The following is an 18,253-nucleotide window of genomic DNA, read 5'->3' as shown; positions in this document are numbered from 1 at the left end:
CCCACCACCCGGTGCGTGGCTCGTCGCGCGGCTCCGCCCTCGGGGGAAGGTCCCGGGACCGGGGGACGGGGCAGCCCGGAGGGGCTGAGCTGAGAGGATGGGCGCATGACGGAGACCACGATCGGCATCGGCGGCGCAGCCGAAGGCACCGACATGGTGCTGAACATCGGCCCCCAGCACCCCTCGACCCACGGAGTGCTCCGCCTCCGCCTGGTGCTGGACGGCGAACGCATCCGCTCGGCGGAGCCGATCATCGGGTACATGCACCGCGGCGCCGAGAAGCTGTTCGAGGCGCGGGACTACCGCCAGATCGTCATGCTGGCGAACCGCCACGACTGGCTCTCCGCCTTCGCGAACGAACTCGGCGTCGTACTCGCCGTCGAGCGCATGCTCGGCATGGAGGTGCCGGAGCGCGCCGTGTGGACGCGGACGCTGCTCGCCGAGCTGAACCGGGTGCTGAACCACCTGATGTTCCTCGGCTCGTACCCCCTGGAGCTGGGCGGGATCACGCCGATCTTCTACGCGTTCACCGAGCGCGAGGAGCTGCAGCACGTCATGGAGGAGGTCTCCGGCGGGCGGATGCACTACATGTTCAACCGCGTCGGCGGCCTCAAGGAGGACCTGCCGAACGGCTGGACCGGGCGGGCGCGGGCGACGGTCGCCGCGGTGCGCTCGCGGATGGGGCGGATCGACGACCTCGTCCTCGGCAACGAGATCTTCCGCGGCAGGACCCGCGGCGTCGGCGTGCTCTCGCAGCAGGACGTGCACGGTTTCGGGGTGAGCGGGCCGATCGCCCGCGCCTCCGGCGTGGACTTCGACCTGCGCAGGGACGAGCCGTACCTGGCGTACGGCGAGCTGGCCGACACGATGCGGGTCGTGACCAGGACCGAGGGCGACTGCCTGGCCCGCTTCGAGGTACTGCTCGAACAGACGTATGTGGCGCTCGACCTGGCCGACGCGTGCCTGGACCGGCTGGCGGAGCTGCCGCCGGGGCCGATCAACCAGCGGCTGCCGAAGGTGCTCAAGGCCCCGGAGGGCCACACCTACGCCTGGACGGAGAATCCGCTCGGCCTGAACGGCTACTACCTGGTGTCGAAGGGCGAGAAGACCCCGTACCGCCTGAAGCTGCGCTCGGCCTCGTTCAACAACATACAGGCGCTCACCGTGCTGCTGCCCGGCACCCTGGTGGCCGACATGGTGGCGATCCTCGGGTCGATGTTCTTCGTGGTCGGCGACGTCGACAAGTAGCAGGGAGCGGCCGGTCACATCACCGGCGTGCCGCGCGTCAAAGGGGCGACGGAACGCAACGGAGGACGTGACCGATGAACGACGAGCTGCTGGCCGAACGCTTCGAGGCCAACCGGAGCCATCTGCGGGCGGTGGCCTACCGCATGCTGGGCTCGGCGACCGAGGCGGACGACGCCGTCCAGGACGCGTGGCTGCGGCTCAGCCGCTCCGACACCGCCGAGGTCGCGAATCTCGCCGGGTGGCTCACCACCGTCGTGGGCCGGGTCTGCCTGGACATGCTGCGGTCGCGCAGGTCGCGCCGCGAGGAGCCGCTCCCGGCGGTTCCCGGGCCGGGGGCCGCCGATCCCGAGCAGGAGGCGGTGCTCGCCGACTCGGTCGGGGTCGCGATGCTCGTGGTGCTGGAGACGCTCGACCCCGCGGAGCGGCTGGCCTTCGTGCTGCACGACATGTTCGCGGTGCCGTTCGAGGACATCGCGCCGATCGTGGACCGCACGCCGGCTGCCGCGCGGCAGCTGGCCAGCCGCGGCAGGCGCCGGGTGCAGGGTGCGCCCGTCGCGCCCGAGCCGGATCTCGCGCGGCAGCGGCAGGTGGTCGGTGCGTTTCTCGCTGCCGCGCGGCAGGGGGATTTCGAGGCGCTGGTCGCGCTCCTCGACCCCGACGCGGTCTCGCGCACCGACGTGGCGGGGGCGCCGGTGAGCCGGGGCGCGGTCGCGGTCGCCCGCAACGCCGCTCTCGCGGCCACCGCGGTCGGCGCCCACCTCGCCCTGGTCGACGGCGCGGTCGGTATCGTCGCCGAGCCCGGCACGCCCCGCTTCCGCGTCCTGACCTTCACGATCGCCGCAGGCCGGGTCCGCACGATCGACGTCCTGACCTCACCCGACGTCCTCACCACCCTGACGGTGGAACGCCTCGCGTAGGTCCCCGCCCTAGGACCACGGTGCCGGGGAGACGAACCTGCCCGCCACCGTGGCCGAGCCGGGCGGGACCGGCATACCCGCGGCGATGGTCCGCCAGAGATCGGACTGGGCGATCGACGTCAGTTGCGCGACGGTCAGCGGGGCGTCGGTCTTCGGGGAGTTGCCTCCGGGCGTACCCGGCTTCCGCAACCAGTCCTGGATGACGGTGACCTGGTAGCCGGCGGTCTCGTAGAGCGCCCCCAGCCAGTCCTTCGGGGCCGGCTGGATGCTCTGGGAGACCATGACCCGGCCGTCCTTGAACGTGGCTATGTGGCACGGGCCGTCGGAGCCGCCCGACCCGCCGGGGGGACAGACGACCCTGGACAGGCCTGCACCGGCCGGCTTGCGGGTCACGAAGACCGACACCACCGCCACGCCCCGGCTGTTGGAGAACTTGGCCGCCACACCGGCCGCAGGCGCGATGCCGGCCTTCTCGTCCTCCTTCGCGATGCTGTCCTCGGGGCGTATCCCGGTGAGGGTGCCCGGCGTCAGCAGCGCGGTCAGGGCGTTGCTCATCTGCACGTCCCGCTGCCCCTGGCCGGCCGGCGGGGGATCCGCGACCATCGTGTCGGTGCGGTGGCCGTCGGACCCCGACATCGCGACGACCGTGCCGCCGACCGCGAGGGCGGCGGCGACGGCAGCGGCCGTCGTCACCATGGCGAGCTTGCGCCGCCGGCGCGTCCTGCGCCCCTGGGCGTGGGCCTCGGACACCAGCCGCAGCGGCCGGTCGGGCAGCACGGATTCGGCGGCCTGGCGGAGGGCGGTGCTGAGGGCGTCCTCGAATTCGGGCATGGCTGATCCTCGTCTGGTGGGCATGCGCGGACCGCGCGTGCGGACGGGTCGTGAGTGCTGCCGGAGCGCGGCAGACGGCGCCGGATGCGGCGGGCGCCTCATCTCGGGACGAGATCGGCCGCCTGCTCGCCGAGTTCGGCCCGCAGCCGTTCCAGGGCGCGGACGGTACGGGTGCGTATCGCGCCCGACGTCGCGCTCATGGCCTCCGCGGTGTCCTCGACGCTGCGGTCCTCCCAGTAGCGCAGGACGAGCACCGCGCGGTCCTTCGGGCCGAGCCGGGCGAGCGCGTCGAGCAGCGTCACCCGCAGCGCCACGTCGCCGGTGCCGCCCCCGGCCGGCTGCCGCCCGGACTCCGGAGGGTCGGGCGTCAGCCGCTCGGTGGCGGTGGCGCGGCGGCGCCGGTGCATCAGGAAGGTCCGCACCAGGACGGTCTGGGCGTACGCGGCCGGGTTGCCGAGCTTGTCCGACCCGCGCCCCCAGACGACGTACATCCGGCTCAGCGTCTCCTGGACGAGGTCCTCGGCGAGGTGCGTGTCACCGCCGGCGAGCAGCCACGCGGACCGGTACAACGGCCGTGTTCTGGCCTGGGCGAACTCGATGTACGCCTTGGTCTGTGCTTGTCGCAATGCGGACGGCCCCCTCCGGACGGCGTGCTCCTACCCGTAGTCGATGCGCGGGGCCGCCCGCGCGTTACAGGTGTTCTCCGTATTGCGCTTTCCCCCGGGTCACCCGGGGGAAGGCGAGTGCCCCCGGGCGGCCCGGAGCCGGACCGCGTGATCGATCCGCCTAGCGGGCGGCCGTCGCCGTCAGGCGGGCCGTGGCGGTGATGTGGGAGGACATCGTGAAGGTGGTGACCGTCGCCGGGGTGGCGGCGGGCAGGTCCAGGCTGGGGACGTCCAGCGCGTAGACGGTGATCACGTAGCGGTGCGGGATGTCGCCCGCGGGCGGGCAGGGACCCAGGTAGCCGGTGGCACCGGCGTCGTCGGTGCCCGCGACCGCGCCGGGCGGCGGTGTGCCGCCCAGGGTGCGAGTGCCGGCCGGGATGTCCCAGGTCAGCCAGTGCCAGAAGCCGGCGCCCGAGGGGGCGTCGGGGTCGAACATGGTGACCGCGTAGCTCTGGGTGCCGCGCGGGGCGCCGCTCCAGGCCAGCCTGACCTGCCGGTTGGCGGCGGTGCAGCCGAAGGCGTCGGCGTAGAAGGCCGCGGGGAAGGTGCCGCCGTCGCGGACGTCGGGGCTGGTGACGGAGAAGTGGCCGGCATCGGCAGGGACCGCGCTGCGGACCGCGGTGTAGCCGTAGCTGCGGACGCTGTCGTGGGCCGCCGCCGATCCGGCGCCCACCGCGGCGGCGGTGACGGCGGTGACGGCGGCCAGCGCGACGGCGGCGCGGCGCGGCGCTCGGACGGCGGTGCGGACGGACCAGGTCATGGTGTTCGGCCTCCAGGGGCAGGGGAATGTGGGTACACCCTCGGTGGGACGGCCGGCGGCGGGAAGGCCCTCCGGATGCTGGTACGCGCAGTGCCAGGTCCGCGGGTGGACACTGCCCGGCCGCCCTGCGGATCATGGGGGGATGACGGGGCGGCGAGCAGGCGGGCAGGCGGAACTGGCGCAGTTCCTGCGGGCGATGCGCTCCCGGCTGGCGCCGGAGGACGTGGGGCTGCCGGCCGGCGGCCGGCGCAGGACCCCGGGGCTGCGCCGGCAGGAGGTGGCGCAGCTCGCGGCGGTCAGCATCGACTGGTACATCCGCCTGGAGCAGGGACGGGTGGGCACCCCGGGCGCGGCGGTGCTGGACGCGCTGGCGCGGGCGCTGCGGCTGTCCCCCGCCGAGCTGCGGCACCTGCACCTGATCGGGCGCGGCGAGGTGCCGCTGCCCGCACACGACCGGCCGCTGGTCGGCGGCTCCCTGCGCGCCCTGCTGGACGGGATGCCGCTGCTGCCCGCGTACGTCCTGGACTTCCGGCTCGACGTCCTGGCGCACAACGCGGCCGCCGCGGCGCTCTTCGGCGACGACTTCGGCACGGCGGGCGCCGACAACCTGGCCCGCGCCCTCTTCCTGCCGACGCCGGTGCGCGCCATGCAGCTCGACTGGGCGCGGGTCGCCCGCGAGACGGTCGGCAACCTGCGGGCCAATCTCGCACGGCACCCCGACGACCGCCGGCTGCGCGAACTGATCGCGGAGCTACGGTCCGCCAGCGCGGACTTCACGACCTGGTGGGACGACCACACGGTCAGGGAGCGGGACCACGGCACCAAGCGCGTACGGCACCCTGCCGTCGGCGAGCTGACGGTCAACTACGACGCGTTGGCCACCCCGGGCGGATTCGACCAGTGCCTGATCGCGGTGACACCGGCCGACCCCGCGGCCGAACGCGCCCTGCGCACCCTCGTGTCCGGCCACGCCGCCGCCCGCGCATCCGCCGGCGTCCGCCCCATCGTCGCCTGAACGCTAGGCCTGGGCGCGCAGGCCCGACATGTCGAGCTGCTCCGTGTCGTCGTGCGCCGTGAGGTCGATGACCTCGGCCGGGTCCTCGGCCTGGGCGTGCTCGGACGAAGTCGAAGTCGAAGTCGAGGATGCGGAGGAGGACGCGGACGAGGACGCGGGCGGGAGTTCGGCGGCGGCCGACGGAGCCGGCGGGAGTTCCTTCTGCGTGCCGAAGAAGTCGAAGCCGCCGATCGCCCGGTGCGCGGACCCGGTGGGCGCGGCAGTGGGCTGCGCGTAGGGCAGGACGGCCGCGGCGACGGCCGGCACGAGCCGGTGCTCGCGCACCGGCAGCCCCGCACGGGACGTGGCGCGGGCGTGGGACTCCGCGGTGTGCCGCCCCTGCTCCTCCTCGGGCGCCGCCGCCTCGCGGCGCCTGGCCTCCTCGACGGTGGCCTGTGCCTGCTGCTTCGCCGCGTTGCGGGACAGCTCCCGCAACGCCTGCTCGGCCTTGAGGAAGGCGGCAGGCCCGATCGCGGAGGTCCCGGCGGTCAGGGCGAGCTGCTGCGGGGCGTCGCCGACCCGCAGCAGCCGGTTCTTCTCCAGCGCCCGCGCCCGCTCGGCCTCGGCGGTGGCGTACCGCCGCAGCAGGTCGGCGTGCTCGGTGCGGAGGCGGGCCATCTCGGACCGCTTGGCGCGCAGCTTCTTCTCCAGCCGGCCGCGGATCTCCCGCGACTCCTCCAGGTCGGTCTCCAGCTCGGCGACCCGCTCGTCGGTGCGCCATTCCTCGCGCACCCGGGCGGCCTCGAGTTCGGCGACCTCGCGTCCCGCGGACCGGTCCCAGGTGCGGGCCAGTGCCGCGCCGGCTATCGCGGTGAGCGCGGTCGCGGCGGTGATGACCCGTATCACGCCCGTATCCGCGGCCATGAGTGAAGCGGCGGCGAGCACTGCGGCGCCGCAGGCGACGCTCAGCGGCGGCAGCAAACGGTGCAGTGGCTGGGAATGGCGGTGGCGTCCACGGGGCATGGCCAGAAATTTAGCGTGCGCGGACGGCCCGTGGGGCAGCGGGTGACACTTTTTCTGCCCGATTCCGGTATCTAATGCCGGGCGAATACGGAGGGCATTCGCCATGGCACGTTGTGTCCGTTTTGCGACATGCCGAATACCCTCGCCGTTACCGCCCATGGATCGCCCCGGATCGCCCCGGATCACAGCCCCTTGGCGTCGAGGTAGTCGGCGGCGACATCCGCGGCTTCCGGCGTTCCGCGTCGGAGCAGCACCAGGTCGAACTGTTCGAGCGTCGCGCCGGTGGTGGTCAGCACCAGCTGGCCGGTACCGTCCTTGACGGCCTGCCTGGACTGCGTGGTGCCGACTCCCTCGGGGGCGACGGATACGACGCCGATGCCGTAGGCGGACTTCAGACCGGGTTCGCAGAAGGGCCGGTCGGGGCATTCGTCGCCGGCCGCCAATTTGATCTTGAGGTTCGCCGCGCCAAGATCGGAAAGCGTCTTCAGGTGGTGCTGCTCGGCGAAGTCCTTGCTGACGGCAAAGGCATTCTGTTCGACCGCCTCGTCGCCGAGTTCGTCGGCGCCGACCGCGGCCTCGAACGGCTCTCCGTCACCGGCATCGCCCTCGCCGACCTGCCGGCCGCGCCCACCGTATGGCTCGACGAGCCCACCGCCGCGAGGGCGCGGCGGTGGAGCCGGTGGGCTGGACTACGCGGGGGCGCCCTCGGCCGCGATCGACGGCGTCGGGCGCGTCGGCGTGCCGTCCGGCGCGGTCACCGGCAGGCCCGCCGCACGCCACGCCTGGAAGCCGCCCGCCAGGTCCGTGGCAGCGGCCAGGCCCAGGGCGTGCAGCGAGGCCGCGGCCAGCGTCGAGGCGTAGCCCTCGTTGCAGACCACCACGACCGGCAGGTCGTACGACACCGCCTGCGGCAGCCGGTGCGACCCCGACGGGTCCAGCCGCCACTCCAGTTCGTTGCGCTCGACGATCACCGCGCCCGGGATCGTGCCGTCCCGGTCCCGCAGGGCCGCGTAGCGGATGTCGACCAGCAGCGCGCCCTCGCGGGCCGCCCCGGCCGCCTCCGCGGGGCCGAGGCGGCGGTACGTCGTCCGCAGCGCCGCCAGGTGCTCGTCCAGTGAGCGGGCCATCACCACTCCTCCGGGCGCTCGACCATTTCCAGCCGGAACGTGCTGCCTTTGCGGCTGTAGCGGCGGATCAGCGGCAGCGGCGGGTAGTACGCGTGCACGGAGACCGCGTGCGTGGTCTGCGAGCGGTTCTCGACCTGGTGCACGTGGTGCCGGCCGAACGCCCGGCCCTTGCCCTCCGGCAGCACCCGGTCGCGGTCGAGGCCGTCGGCCAGCTCCAGCGAGCGCCAGCCCTCGGAGGGCAGCGGTACCGACAGCGACTGCTCGGTCAGCTCGCCCGCGGCGGTCACGAAGACGCCGTAGGAGCCGCCGTGGTCGTGCCAGCCCGTCTCGGCGCCGGGCGGCCAGCCGATCAGCCAGGCCTCGGCCCCACCGGGGCCTTCCAGCCGCACCCAGGTGCGGCCTTCGGGGTCGAGCGGGAGGTCGCGCACCAGCGCGGTGTCGGCTGCGGTGCGCCTGGCGAAGTCGAGCAGTTCCGCGGCGGTGGGCGCGAGGGATGTCGTGCGTGACGTGGACAAGGGTGACCACCCTGGGGGCGTAGGTGAACGGCGGGCGCGGAGGCGCGCGTCAGCGCGCGGCCGTACACACGCAGCCCGCGTACCGGAGCAGGTCCAGATGGACCCTCCGGTGGAAACGGGGCGCGAACTCGTTCACGCCCCGAGCGAACCACGAGCCTCCCCCGCGGGTCAACTCACCCCCACCCACCCGGGGCTGCCCCCGGGCGCCGCCCCGGGACCCTCCCCCGGCGGGTGGCTTGTCGCTCCGTTCTCCCCCAGAGCTTCGCCTGTGGGCGCCCCTTTCTGGCCCGCGTCCTCCGACGCACAGCATTCGCCCCTGGCAGGGGCTCGCCCTCTGCGCACAGGGCAAGCGTTTTTCAGGGGGAGCTGGGGGTACCCCCAGCGCAAAGCTCTGGGGGCGGAACTGCGCGCGCAACCCACCACCGGGGGAAGGTCCCGGAGCCCGGGGGAAGGGGCAGGGACGGGGGGCCGGCGCCCGGGGAGTCAGTGGTGGCGGTGGTGCGGCGCGTGAACCCCCGGAGGGGAATCCTCGTCCTCGGGGAGTTTGCAGATGCGCTCAAGGAATATGGCCGCGGCCACGACCGCGACCCCGGCGAGGAACGCCAGGCCGGCGTAGACGGCCTGGTGCCGGCGCGGATCCATGTCGAGCTTGTACATGATCAGGTAGAGGCAGGCGCCGCCGTACAGCCCCGCGACCAGCGCGGCGACAAGCGCGCTGGCCTGGGCGAAGACGACCGCCCGGGCGGCGGCCAGCGGGTCGACGCCCTTGGCGCCGGGGCGCCGCTCGCGCTGCGCGCGGAGCCGGGAGCGCAGGGAAAGGGCCGTCGCGAAGAGGGCCACCGCGATCACGGCCAGGACGATGGGCGCGGCCACCGGCACGCCTGGCAGCGTGCCCACCGTGTCCCACAGCCGGGCAATGGACCAGGCGATCACCAGTGCGATCGCGAAGAGCCCCGCCAGCATCCTGATCCGCAGTGTCCTCACCGAGCGCCCGCCTCCACGTCGTTGTTGTCTACCGGTCGCAACGATTACTCGGGCAGCCGTAGTTCCACGTCGTCGCGGCGCTCGACGCCCGTCCGTCCGACGGCCGCGAGCAGTTCCGCGACCGGCCCGTGTCCTGGCACGACGGCGGCCGGTTCGACGTCGTACCACGGTACGAGCACGAAGGCGCGCTCGTGGGCGCGGGGGTGGGGCAGCGTGAGGGCCGGGTCGTCGGAGACGATGCCCTGGTAGGCGACGATGTCGACGTCGATGGTGCGCGGCCCCCAGCGCTCGGCACGTACCCGCAGGTACGCCTCCTCGATGGCGTGGGCGCGCTCCAGCAGTGCGCTCGGCGGGAGCGTGGTGCGGATCAGGACGACCGCGTTGAAGTACCCGGGCTGGGTGCCGGGCTCGACGCCCCACGGCTCGGTCTCGTACACCGGGGAGACGGCCTTGACCCGGACGCCCGGGGTGTCCTCCAGCGCGTCCACGGCGCCCTGGAGCGTCTCCAGGCGGTTGCCGAGGTTGCCGCCGAGGGCGACGACGGCGGTCTTGGGGTTCTGCAGCGTGCGGTCGGCCGCGTCGACGGCGGCGACGACGGACGCGGGCACGGGCTGGACGGTGGGGTCTGCGGACTGTTCCGGCCATTCGGCGGTCACTGGCGCCTCCGGGTGATGGTCACGGTCACGTCGTCGAAGGGCACGGTGATGGGAGCGTCGGGTTTGTGCACGGTCACCTCGACCTCCTGCACCGCCTCGTGCCCCAGGCAGGTGTCGGCGATGCGCTGGGCAAGGGTCTCGATCAGGTCGACGGGCTCGCCGGAGACGACGGCCGCGACCTCCTCGGCGACCACACCGTAGTGCACGGTCCGATCGAGGTCGTCACCGGCCGCCGCCGGGACGGTGTCCAGGCCCATCACCAGGTCGATCACGAAGACCTGGCCGTTCTCCCGCTCGTGCTGGAAGACCCCGTGGTTTCCGTGCACCTTCAGCCCGTGCAGCGCGACTCGGTCCACCATCACTCCTCGTGTTCTGCTTCTTCGGTCTCGTCGTCCTCCTCGGCCAGCACCGGCGAGCCGTGGTGCACCCACAGCTGCCAGCCGTCGGCGGTGCGGCGGAAGACGTTGGTGGCCACCACCAGGCCGCCGACCAGCGAGCCGGCCGAACCGTCGTCCTCGGCGGGGCCGCCGGTGAGGATGTTCTCGGTGCATGTCACCACGGCGGCGTCGCCGTCCACCCCGACCTCGACGTCGGTCAGGAAGAACTGGATGTAGTCGGTGTTGGCCATGATCAGCGCGAAGGACCGCATGACCTCGCGGCGCCCGCGCAGCACCGGCCAGCCGGGGTGGACGACGGCGACGGACTCGGCGAGCGGGCCGTCCAGGACGACCGACTCCAGCGCGTCGAGGTCGGAGTTCTCCACGGCGTCGTAGAAGGCCTGGTTGGCCCGCTCGACCGCGCGGGCCTCCGCGGTGCGCGGCGTCATGCGCCCGCCCCCGCCGCGGTCTGCCCTGCGGCCGTCTCGATGGCGCGCGCCACCCGTACGGCGTCCGCGCTGGCGTGCACCTCGTGCACCCGGACCGCCCAGGCGCCCTCGCGGGCGGCGATCGCGGTGACCGCGGCGGTGGCCGCGTCGCGTTCGCGGGCCGGCGGCGGGTCGCCCGCGGAGCCGGCCAGGACGCGGCCGAGGAAACGCTTGCGGGAGGCGGCCACCAGCAGCGGCCGGCCCAGCGTGCGCAGCGCGCCGAGCTGGGCGAGCAGCGCGAGGTCGTGGTCGGCCTCCTTGGCGAAGCCCAGACCCGGGTCGAGCACGATGCGGTCCGGGTCGACGCCGCCGGCCACCGCCCGGTCCAGGCTGGTGCGCAGTTCGGCGATGACCTCGGCGAGGACGTCGCCGTAGACCGCGCGGTTGTTCATGTCGATGCTCTGGCCGCGCCAGTGCATCACCACGAAGGGCACGCCGGCCGCGGCCACCACCGGGATCATCGCCGGGTCGGCCTGGCCGCCGCTGACGTCGTTGACCAGCCTGGCCCCGGCGGCGACGGCCTGCTCCGCGACGGCGGCCCGCATCGTGTCGACGCTGACCAGCACGCCGGAGGCGGCCAGTTCGCGGACGACCGGGAGCACCCGGCGCAGCTCCTCCATCTCGTCGACCCTGGCGGCACCCGGCCGGGTGGACTCGCCGCCGACGTCGACCAGGTCGGCTCCCTGGGCGACCAGGTCGAGGCCGTGCTTGACGGCGACATCGGGGTCGAACCACCGCCCGCCGTCGGAGAAGGAGTCGGGCGTGACGTTCACCACGCCCATGACCGCGCAGCGGTCCCACTGCGGGAGTCCTACGGGTCCTGCCGGACCCTGCTGGGTACTCATGCGCCCAGCGTAGGCGGTGCGGGTCAGGCGACCGCACTCCGCTTGCCCGAGTCCCGCGACAACGCCGCGGCGCTGTCGGGTACGGCGGCGTAGCCCGTGCGGTGCCGGTGCGGGGGCCGGTCGGCGCGGCCGGGCAGGAAGCGCTGGACGGCGGCGGGCAGCGGCAGCGACAGGGTGACGAAGCCCTCCGCCTGCATGATCGCGAAGCCGATCCTGGGCAGGTCGCGGGAGTTGGGGAAGACCAGGAAGCGCGGCACCCAGTCCGGCTGGAACTTCGCGTTGAACTTGTACAGCGACTCGATCTGGAACCAGCGGGACAGGAAGACCAGCAGGCCGCGCCAGCCGCGCAGCACCGGCCCCGCGCCGATCCGCTCGCCGCGGGCCAGGGCGGAGCGGAACATCGCGAAGTTCAGCGACACCCGGACCACGCCGAGCGCCGGGGCCTGCTGGAGCGCGGCGACGATGAGCAGTTCGTTGAGCCCCGGGTCGGCGCTGCGGTCGCGCCGCATCAGCTCGAGCGACATGCCGTCGGCGCCCCAGGGCACGAAGTGCAGCACCGCCCGCAGGTCGCCCAGCTCCGGGTTCGGGGCGCCCGGCTCGCGGTCCTTGTGGGCGGTGACGACGACGCAGTCGCCGTCCAGGTCCTCGCCGAAGCGGCCGAGCGCCATCGAGAAGCCGCGCTCGGTGTCGGTGCCGCGCCAGGCGTCGGCGGCGAGCCGCACCTTCTGCTTCTCGCCCTCGGTCAGCTCCCGCACCCTGCGGACCCGGCACACGTAGCCGGACCGCTCGATGCGCTTGACCATCTGCCGCACATTGCGCATGGCGCGGCCTTCGAGGGTGAAGTCCGCGGCGTCGACGATGGCCTCGTCGCCCAGCTCCAGCGCGTCGAGCCCGGTCTCGCGGGTCCACACCTCGCCGCCGGTCTCGCTGCACCCGACGACGGCGGGCAGCCAGGCGTGGGCGCGGGCCAGCTCCATGAAGCGCTCGATGGCGCCGGGCCACGCCTCGACGTCGCCGATCGGGTCGCCGCCGGCCAGCGCCACGCCGGAGACCACCCGGTAGCAGACCGCGGCCTTGCCGCTGGCGGAGAAGACCACGGACTTGTCGCGGCGCAGCGCGAAGTGGCCGAGCGAGTCGCGGGCGCCGTGCCGGGCCAGCAGGGCGCGCAGCCGGTCCTCCTCGGCCTCGCTGAGCTCGGCGACCGGGCGGCCGGGGCGCAGCGCGAGGTAGACGGTGGAGATCGCGATGAGCAGGCCGAGGCCGCCGAGGGAGAAGCCGACGACGTCGTCGACCCGGTCGCTGGTGTAGTTGACGGGCCCGGAGACGCCGAAGAGGCCGAGCAGCACGTGCTCGCACCGGTCGAGGAAGCCGGGGCTGCCGCGCTCGGAGGAGGGGTGGGCGCTGGTGATGACCAGGCCGAGGGAGAAGGCGACGGCGCTCAGCCCGACGAAGTTCAGCAGTGCGCGCCAGCGGGTGTGCGGGTCGGACAGCGCGGTGAATTCCTGCCGGTGCAGCAGCAGCACCGTCATCAGCGCCAGCGACACGCCGACGCCGAAGAAGGAGTGCCGGTAGATCAGCTGGGTGGCGGCGCCGACCGGCAGCAGGGCCACGGCGGCCCACCAGGCGCGCTGCTTCCCCCGTTTGAGCGCGTGGGCCAGCATCAGCAGCAGGATGCCGGTGACGACGGAGGTGGCGGCGGCCAGCGAGCTGACGGTGCCGGGGAAGACCGCGGCCATGTGGTGCATCCGGCCGTTGCGGAAGGCCGGGAAGACCGCGGAGATCACGTCGAGCAGGCCGATCACCGCCGTCGCGGAGCCGATGATCTTGGGCACGGCGGAAGACCGCACCGGCCAGCGGTGCCGGCGCGCGGCCGACTGCCGATCAGCGGACATCGTCCACCGCCGACGGAACCCGGGCCGGGCTTTCAGCCTCTAGCAGCACAGACATGGGTCACCCAAACCACAGCATCACCGGAAATCACGGGAATGTCCCGCAATCTGCTCCAGTACGAAGAATTTGCGCCCTCTAGGACGCGAACTCTGCCGTCCGGGTTCCTTCCCGGGCGGCGCAACTGGACGCCGACGCAGAAAGTACACCTGCCGACATGGGTCTCACGAGTAAGAAGGTGCTGCTGGCCGCCGCTCTGCTCGCCCTGGCGCTGTTCGCGGCCACGGTGTGGCTGTGGCCGCGGCTGGCCGGACGGGGCCTGCTGCCGGTGCTGGGCAGGGTCGGGGCGCTGCTGGCGACCCAGCTGGCGCTGGTCGCCGCGCTGGGCCTGGCGGCGAACTACTCCTTCGGGTTCTACGCCTCCTGGGCCGACCTCTTCGGCCTGGAGACCACCCCGGGCGTCGTCGTCGACCACGCGGCGGGCTCGCCGGCCGAGGGGGCGCTGCGGGTGCTCGCCACCCTGCACGTCAACGTCGCGGGCGGCTCGGTGCCGCGGCTCGGCGGCCAGATCCAGAAGATCGCCCTCGGCGGCGGCCTTTCGGGCATCACGACGACGGCGTACGTCTACCTGCCGCCGCAGTACTTCGCGCACCCGCACCGCCGCTTCCCGGCCGCGCTCGTGCTCACCGGCTACCCGGGCACGGCCGAGGCGCTGTTCAAGAAGCTGAAGTACCCGGTGGTCGCCGCGGGGCAGGTACGGCGCGGCGCCGCCCGGCCGATGATCCTGGTGATGATGCGGCCCACCGTGGCGCCGCCGCGCGACACGGAGTGCACGGACGTGCCGGGCGGGCCGCGGACCGAGACGTTCTTCGCCACCGACCTGCGAAGGTCACTGGCGGCCCGCTACCGGATCGGCGCGGGCGCGGCGAGCTGGGGCGTCATCGGCGACTCCACGGGCGGCTACTGCGCCCTCAAGCTCGCTCTGCGGAACCCGGGCTCGTACGGCGCCGCGGTGGGCCTGTCGGCGGACTACGGCGCCCCCGAGGACGCGACGACCGGGGACCTCTACGGCGGCAGTCCCGCCCGCCGCGCTTCCGACGACCTGATGTGGCGCCTGGGGCACCTCCCGCACCCGCCGGTGGACCTGCTGGTGACCAGCAGCCGGCACGGCGAGCGCAACTACCGGGCGACCCTGCGCTTCATCGCACTGGCCGGCCACGGCCCGACCCGCGTCTCGTCGATCATCCTGCCCAGCGGCGGCCACAACTTCACGACCTGGGCGCGGGAGATCCCGCCGGCGCTGGAGTGGCTCAGTGCCCACCTCGCCCCGTCGTAGCGGCCGCGGCCGCCGGCGGGGCCGCTCAGCCGCGGCCGATGATCAGGCTCATCGCCTCGGCGCGGGTGGCCGGGTCGCGGAGCTGGCCGCGCACCGCGGAGGTGATCGTCTTGGCCCCGGGCTTGCGGACGCCCCGCATGGTCATGCACATGTGCTCGCACTCGACGACCACGATCACCCCGCGCGGCTCCAGTATCCGCATCAGCGCGTCGGCGATCTGCGTGGTGAGACGTTCCTGCACCTGCGGGCGGCGGGCGTAGACGTCGACCAGCCGGGCCAGCTTCGACAGGCCGGTGATCTTGCCGCTGGTGGAGGGGATGTAGCCGACGTGCGCGACGCCCACGAAGGGCACCAGGTGGTGCTCGCAGGAGGACATCACCTCGATGTCCTTGACCAGCACCATCTCGTCGTGCCCGAGGTCGAAGGTGGTGGTCAGCACGTCCTCGGGCTCCTGCCACAGCCCGGAGAAGATCTCCCGGTAGGCCCGGGCCACCCGGTTCGGGGTCTCGCGCAGGCCCTCGCGGTCGGGGTCCTCACCGACGGCGAGCAGCAGCTCGCGGACGGCCGCGGCGGCCCGCTTCTCGTCGAACTCGGAGATCCGGCCCTCGCCGTCGAGTGTCACGGGGTCGGTCATGGTGCCTCGTTCCTGCTGCTGGTGCGGTCGGCCGGGAGCCGCGACAACAAAAGGCCGCGGCCACAGGGTAAAACCCCGGGACCGCGGCCTTCATTCCGGGAGGCTCCCGGACCTGCGGCTTGTCAGCTGTCGTTCCTGCCGTCCTCGGGCAGGTCGACGGGCTCCACGGGCGGCTTCGTCGTCGTGATCGCCGCCGGGCCGTTGCCGTTGGAGGGCTGCTGGCTGCCGTTGGTCAGCGCCAGCTCCTTCGGCGAGAGCACCGGGGGACGGGTGGACGGCGTACGCCGGGCGGAACCGGTCCAGGCCGGACGCGGCGGGCGCTTCACGATCGGGGCGAAGATCTCGGCGATCTCCTCCTTGTTCAGCGTCTCCCGCTCCAGCAGGGCCAGCACGAGGTTGTCCAGGACGTCGCGGTTCTCGACCAGGATCTCCCAGGCCTCGTTGTGCGCCGTCTCGATCAGCTTCTTGACCTCCTCGTCCACCAGCCCGGCGACCTCTTCCGAGTAGTCGCGCTGGTGGCCCATCTCACGTCCGAGGAAGGGCTCGGAGTCGCTGGAGCCGAACTTGATCGCTCCCAGCCGCTCGGTCATGCCGTACTGGGTGACCATCGCGCGGGCCGTGGTGGTGGCCTTCTCGATGTCGTTGGACGCGCCGGTGGTCGGGTCGTGGAAGACCAGTTCCTCCGCCGCCCGGCCGCCCATCATGTAGGCGAGCTGGTCGAGCATCTCGTTGCGCGTGGTCGAGTACTTGTCCTCGTCGGGCAGCACCATCGTGTAGCCCAGGGCGCGGCCGCGGGACAGGATCGTCACCTTGTGCACCGGGTCGGAGTTGGGCGAGGCCGCCGCGACCAGGGCGTGTCCGCCCTCGTGGTACGCGGTGATCTTCTTCTCCTTGTCCGACATGATGCGGGTGCGCTTCTGCGGCCCGGCCACGACGCGGTCGATGGCCTCGTCCAGCACGCCGTTGTCGATCAGCTTCTTGTCGCCGCGGGCGGTGAGCAGCGCGGCCTCGTTCAGCACGTTGCTCAGGTCCGCACCGGTGAAGCCCGGCGTGCGGCGGGCGACGGCCATCAGGTCGACGTCCGGCGCGATCGGCTTGCCCTTCTGGTGGACCGTGAGGATCTCCAGACGGCCCTGAAGGTCCGGCGGGTCGACCGCGATCTGCCGGTCGAAGCGGCCCGGGCGCAGCAGCGCCGGGTCCAGGATGTCGGGCCGGTTCGTGGCGGCGATCAGGATCACGCCGCCCTTCACGTCGAAGCCGTCCATCTCGACCAGCAGCTGGTTGAGGGTCTGCTCACGCTCGTCGTGCCCGCCGCCGAGGCCCGCACCGCGGTGCCGGCCGACGGCGTCGATCTCGTCGACGAAGACGATGGCCGGTGCGTTGGCCTTGGCCTGCTCGAACAGGTCGCGGACCCGGCTGGCGCCGACACCGACGAACATCTCGACGAAGTCGGAACCGGAGATCGAGTAGAACGGCACGCCCGCCTCACCGGCGACGGCCCGCGCGAGCAGCGTCTTGCCGGTACCAGGGCGGCCGTACAGCAGCACGCCCTTGGGGATCTTGGCGCCGACGGCCTGGAACTTGGCCGGCTCCTGCAGGAACTCCTTGATCTCCTGGAGCTCCTCCACCGCCTCGTCACAGCCCGCGACGTCCGAGAACGTCGTCTTGGGGGTGTCCTTGGTGATCAGCTTGGCCTTGGACTTCCCGAACTGCATGACGCGCGAACCGCCGCCCTGCATCTGGTTCATCAGGAAGAGGAAGACCACCACGATCAGGACGAAGGGCAGCAGCGACAGCAGAATGCCGAGGAAGGCGTTCTGCTTGGACTGCGAGACGGTGTACTTGTCGGGGAGCTGGACTCCCTTGACCTGACCGTCCACGATCCGCTGCAGGTCGGCGGCGATCGCGGCACCCTGGTCGCCGATGTAGCTGGCCCTGACCTTGGAGCTGCCCTCGATCTTCACGCCGTCTTTGAGCTGGACCTTGATGGAGTTGTCGTCTCCGGTGGTCAGCTCGGCTGATTTGGCCTGGTTGGTGTCGATCGCATGCAGAACCGCGCCGGTGTCCACCGTCTTGTAGCCGCCGCCAGACCCGACGACCTGCATCAACACGATCACAGCGAGGACAACCAGCACGATCCACATCACTGGCCCACGGAAATAGCGCTTCACGTCCATCCATGCGGGGCGAAACCGCCCCGTCCCTCCTGCCACAGTGAGGCACCGCCGCCTGCTGGCGGCGCATGCATCCGGTGTTGTAATGACCCGACCTTCGGACGGTACCCCAGCATTGTCACCCGAGGGCGCCGCCGACTGTTAACCAACCCGCTTTCCCCTGCTCCAACGCTGGGAAAGTGCCATCGGTTCCCTGTGCCCGCCCGGGCGGCGGTCAGCCGCCGTAGACGTGCGGGGCGAGCGTCCCGACGAAGGGCAGATTCCGGTACTTCTCGGCATAGTCCAGGCCGTAACCGACGACGAATTCGCTGGGAATCTCGAAGCCGGTGTACTTCACGTCGATCTCGACCTTGGCCGCCTCGGGCTTGCGCAGCAGAGTGCAGACCTCCAGGGAGGCCGGGCCGCGCGAGCCGAGGTTGCTGATGAGCCAGGAGAGCGTCAGGCCCGAGTCGATGATGTCCTCGACGATCAGCACGTCCCGGCCGGCGATGTCGGTGTCGAGGTCCTTGAGGATGCGCACCACGCCGGAGGACTTGGTGCCGGCGCCGTAGGAGGACACCGCCATCCAGTCCATGGTGACCTCGCTCGACAGGGCGCGGGCCAGGTCCGCCATGACCATGACGGCGCCCTTGAGCACCCCCACGATCAGCAGGTCCTTACCCGCGTAGTCCCGGTCGATCTCCGCAGCCAGCTCCACCAGCTTGGCGTCGATCTCTGCCTTGGAGATGAGTACTTTCTCCAGGTCGGTGCCCATGTCGATCTCGTTCACTGCCTGGTACATCCCTCAGCTGC

At 72.5% G+C, this 18,253-nt stretch carries 19 protein-coding genes and 1 pseudogene; 4 read left to right on the top strand and 16 right to left on the bottom strand.

The annotated features are described in order from the left end of the window. Positions 1 to 105: 105 nt before the first annotated feature. The gene (locus NFU81_RS14765) at positions 106 to 1,248 is read left to right on the top strand and encodes an NADH-quinone oxidoreductase subunit D (protein WP_251489729.1); all 1,143 of its coding nucleotides are present in this window, start codon (positions 106 to 108) and stop codon (positions 1,246 to 1,248) included. 74 nt (positions 1,249 to 1,322) lie between these two features. After that, positions 1,323 to 2,165 (top strand): sigma-70 family RNA polymerase sigma factor, encoded by an 843-nt coding sequence (locus tag NFU81_RS14760; RefSeq protein ID WP_251489727.1) that lies wholly within the window; start codon positions 1,323 to 1,325, stop codon positions 2,163 to 2,165. A 9-nt stretch (positions 2,166 to 2,174) separates the two neighbouring features. Here NFU81_RS14760 and NFU81_RS14755 read toward each other — a convergent pair whose 3' ends face one another. From NFU81_RS14755 to NFU81_RS14745, 3 genes are all read right to left on the bottom strand, one after another. Continuing rightward, a complete protein-coding gene (locus tag NFU81_RS14755) occupies positions 2,175 to 2,996 on the bottom strand; it encodes a hypothetical protein (RefSeq protein WP_251489724.1) in 822 nt (273 codons plus the stop codon). 98 nt (positions 2,997 to 3,094) lie between these two features. After that, a complete protein-coding gene (locus NFU81_RS14750) occupies positions 3,095 to 3,622 on the bottom strand; it encodes a SigE family RNA polymerase sigma factor (RefSeq protein WP_251489722.1) in 528 nt (175 codons plus the stop codon). A gap of 160 nt (positions 3,623 to 3,782) precedes the next feature. Beyond that, a complete protein-coding gene (locus tag NFU81_RS14745) occupies positions 3,783 to 4,421 on the bottom strand; it encodes a YbhB/YbcL family Raf kinase inhibitor-like protein (RefSeq protein WP_251489720.1) in 639 nt (212 codons plus the stop codon). A 142-nt stretch (positions 4,422 to 4,563) separates the two neighbouring features. Between NFU81_RS14745 and NFU81_RS14740 the strand changes: the two genes are divergently transcribed. Next, positions 4,564 to 5,436, top strand: a complete 873-nt coding sequence (locus tag NFU81_RS14740) for a helix-turn-helix transcriptional regulator (RefSeq protein ID WP_251489718.1) — start codon at positions 4,564 to 4,566, stop codon at positions 5,434 to 5,436. Between the two features lie 3 nt (positions 5,437 to 5,439). Here the strand turns inward: NFU81_RS14740 and NFU81_RS14735 are convergent, their stop codons facing one another. From NFU81_RS14735 to NFU81_RS14690, 10 genes and pseudogenes are all read right to left on the bottom strand, one after another. Then, positions 5,440 to 6,438: a hypothetical protein gene (locus NFU81_RS14735; protein ID WP_251489716.1), complete on the bottom strand. Its 999-nt coding sequence runs from the start codon at positions 6,436 to 6,438 to the stop codon at positions 5,440 to 5,442. A 182-nt stretch (positions 6,439 to 6,620) separates the two neighbouring features. After that, a pseudogene (locus tag NFU81_RS14730) lies at positions 6,621 to 6,983 on the bottom strand (glycine betaine ABC transporter substrate-binding protein); the annotation flags it as partial. A gap of 144 nt (positions 6,984 to 7,127) precedes the next feature. Continuing rightward, positions 7,128 to 7,565: a rhodanese-like domain-containing protein gene (locus NFU81_RS14725; protein WP_251489714.1), complete on the bottom strand. Its 438-nt coding sequence runs from the start codon at positions 7,563 to 7,565 to the stop codon at positions 7,128 to 7,130. After that, entirely contained in the window at positions 7,565 to 8,080 is a 516-nt protein-coding gene (locus tag NFU81_RS14720) for a cupin domain-containing protein (RefSeq protein ID WP_251489712.1), read from the bottom strand. The genes NFU81_RS14725 and NFU81_RS14720 overlap by 1 nt, the downstream gene beginning before the upstream one ends. 483 nt (positions 8,081 to 8,563) lie before the next feature. Continuing rightward, complete coding sequence (locus NFU81_RS14715; protein ID WP_251489710.1) at positions 8,564 to 9,064, bottom strand: DUF3180 domain-containing protein; 501 nt, start codon at positions 9,062 to 9,064, stop codon at positions 8,564 to 8,566. A gap of 44 nt (positions 9,065 to 9,108) precedes the next feature. Further along, a complete protein-coding gene (gene folK / locus NFU81_RS14710) occupies positions 9,109 to 9,720 on the bottom strand; it encodes a 2-amino-4-hydroxy-6-hydroxymethyldihydropteridine diphosphokinase (protein WP_251489708.1) in 612 nt (203 codons plus the stop codon). Beyond that, positions 9,717 to 10,076: a dihydroneopterin aldolase gene (gene folB / locus NFU81_RS14705; protein WP_251489858.1), complete on the bottom strand. Its 360-nt coding sequence runs from the start codon at positions 10,074 to 10,076 to the stop codon at positions 9,717 to 9,719. The genes folK and folB overlap by 4 nt, the downstream gene beginning before the upstream one ends. 2 nt (positions 10,077 to 10,078) lie before the next feature. Next, positions 10,079 to 10,546 (bottom strand): nuclear transport factor 2 family protein, encoded by a 468-nt coding sequence (locus NFU81_RS14700; RefSeq protein WP_251489706.1) that lies wholly within the window; start codon positions 10,544 to 10,546, stop codon positions 10,079 to 10,081. Next, positions 10,543 to 11,430 carry a dihydropteroate synthase gene (gene folP / locus NFU81_RS14695; protein WP_251489704.1) on the bottom strand — a complete coding sequence of 296 codons (888 nt, stop codon included), beginning with the start codon at positions 11,428 to 11,430 and terminating at the stop codon, positions 10,543 to 10,545. The genes NFU81_RS14700 and folP overlap by 4 nt, the downstream gene beginning before the upstream one ends. Before the next feature lie 23 nt (positions 11,431 to 11,453). Beyond that, on the bottom strand, positions 11,454 to 13,322 hold the full coding sequence (locus NFU81_RS14690; protein ID WP_251489702.1) for a phosphatidylglycerol lysyltransferase domain-containing protein: 1,869 nt from the start codon (positions 13,320 to 13,322) through the stop codon (positions 11,454 to 11,456). Between the two features lie 212 nt (positions 13,323 to 13,534). Between NFU81_RS14690 and NFU81_RS14685 the strand changes: the two genes are divergently transcribed. Next, entirely contained in the window at positions 13,535 to 14,653 is a 1,119-nt protein-coding gene (locus NFU81_RS14685; protein WP_251489699.1) for an alpha/beta hydrolase, read from the top strand. A gap of 25 nt (positions 14,654 to 14,678) precedes the next feature. Here NFU81_RS14685 and folE read toward each other — a convergent pair whose 3' ends face one another. From folE to hpt, 3 genes are all read right to left on the bottom strand, one after another. Then, on the bottom strand, positions 14,679 to 15,287 hold the full coding sequence (gene folE / locus NFU81_RS14680; protein WP_251489697.1) for a GTP cyclohydrolase I FolE: 609 nt from the start codon (positions 15,285 to 15,287) through the stop codon (positions 14,679 to 14,681). Positions 15,288 to 15,409: 122 nt separating this feature from the next. Continuing rightward, positions 15,410 to 17,464 (bottom strand): ATP-dependent zinc metalloprotease FtsH, encoded by a 2,055-nt coding sequence (gene ftsH / locus NFU81_RS14675; RefSeq protein ID WP_251489695.1) that lies wholly within the window; start codon positions 17,462 to 17,464, stop codon positions 15,410 to 15,412. 211 nt (positions 17,465 to 17,675) lie between these two features. Then, complete coding sequence (gene hpt, locus NFU81_RS14670) at positions 17,676 to 18,230, bottom strand: hypoxanthine phosphoribosyltransferase (RefSeq protein ID WP_308208289.1); 555 nt, start codon at positions 18,228 to 18,230, stop codon at positions 17,676 to 17,678. Between the last annotated feature and the right edge of the window lie 23 nt (positions 18,231 to 18,253).

Origin of the sequence: Actinacidiphila cocklensis (genome assembly GCF_907177275.1) — a bacterium.
In the GTDB taxonomy this organism is placed as follows: domain Bacteria; phylum Actinomycetota; class Actinomycetes; order Streptomycetales; family Streptomycetaceae; genus Actinacidiphila; species Actinacidiphila cocklensis.
Note: the sequence above shows the minus strand (reverse complement) of the source record. Positions and strands in the feature narration are given on the sequence as shown.

Coding starts and splice junctions, on each gene's coding strand:
- NFU81_RS14765 (WP_251489729.1), top strand. CDS start 106: ATGACGGAGACCACGATCGGCATCGGCGGCGCAGCCGAAGGCACCGAC.
- NFU81_RS14760 (WP_251489727.1), top strand. CDS start 1,323: ATGAACGACGAGCTGCTGGCCGAACGCTTCGAGGCCAACCGGAGCCAT.
- NFU81_RS14755 (WP_251489724.1), bottom strand. CDS start 2,996: ATGCCCGAATTCGAGGACGCCCTCAGCACCGCCCTCCGCCAGGCCGCC.
- NFU81_RS14745 (WP_251489720.1), bottom strand. CDS start 4,421: ATGACCTGGTCCGTCCGCACCGCCGTCCGAGCGCCGCGCCGCGCCGCC.
- NFU81_RS14740 (WP_251489718.1), top strand. CDS start 4,564: ATGACGGGGCGGCGAGCAGGCGGGCAGGCGGAACTGGCGCAGTTCCTG.
- NFU81_RS14735 (WP_251489716.1), bottom strand. CDS start 6,438: ATGCCCCGTGGACGCCACCGCCATTCCCAGCCACTGCACCGTTTGCTG.
- NFU81_RS14725 (WP_251489714.1), bottom strand. CDS start 7,565: ATGGCCCGCTCACTGGACGAGCACCTGGCGGCGCTGCGGACGACGTAC.
- NFU81_RS14700 (WP_251489706.1), bottom strand. CDS start 10,546: ATGACGCCGCGCACCGCGGAGGCCCGCGCGGTCGAGCGGGCCAACCAG.
- folP (WP_251489704.1), bottom strand. CDS start 11,430: ATGAGTACCCAGCAGGGTCCGGCAGGACCCGTAGGACTCCCGCAGTGG.
- NFU81_RS14690 (WP_251489702.1), bottom strand. CDS start 13,322: ATGTCCGCTGATCGGCAGTCGGCCGCGCGCCGGCACCGCTGGCCGGTG.
- NFU81_RS14685 (WP_251489699.1), top strand. CDS start 13,535: ATGGGTCTCACGAGTAAGAAGGTGCTGCTGGCCGCCGCTCTGCTCGCC.
- folE (WP_251489697.1), bottom strand. CDS start 15,287: ATGACCGACCCCGTGACACTCGACGGCGAGGGCCGGATCTCCGAGTTC.
- ftsH (WP_251489695.1), bottom strand. CDS start 17,464: ATGGACGTGAAGCGCTATTTCCGTGGGCCAGTGATGTGGATCGTGCTG.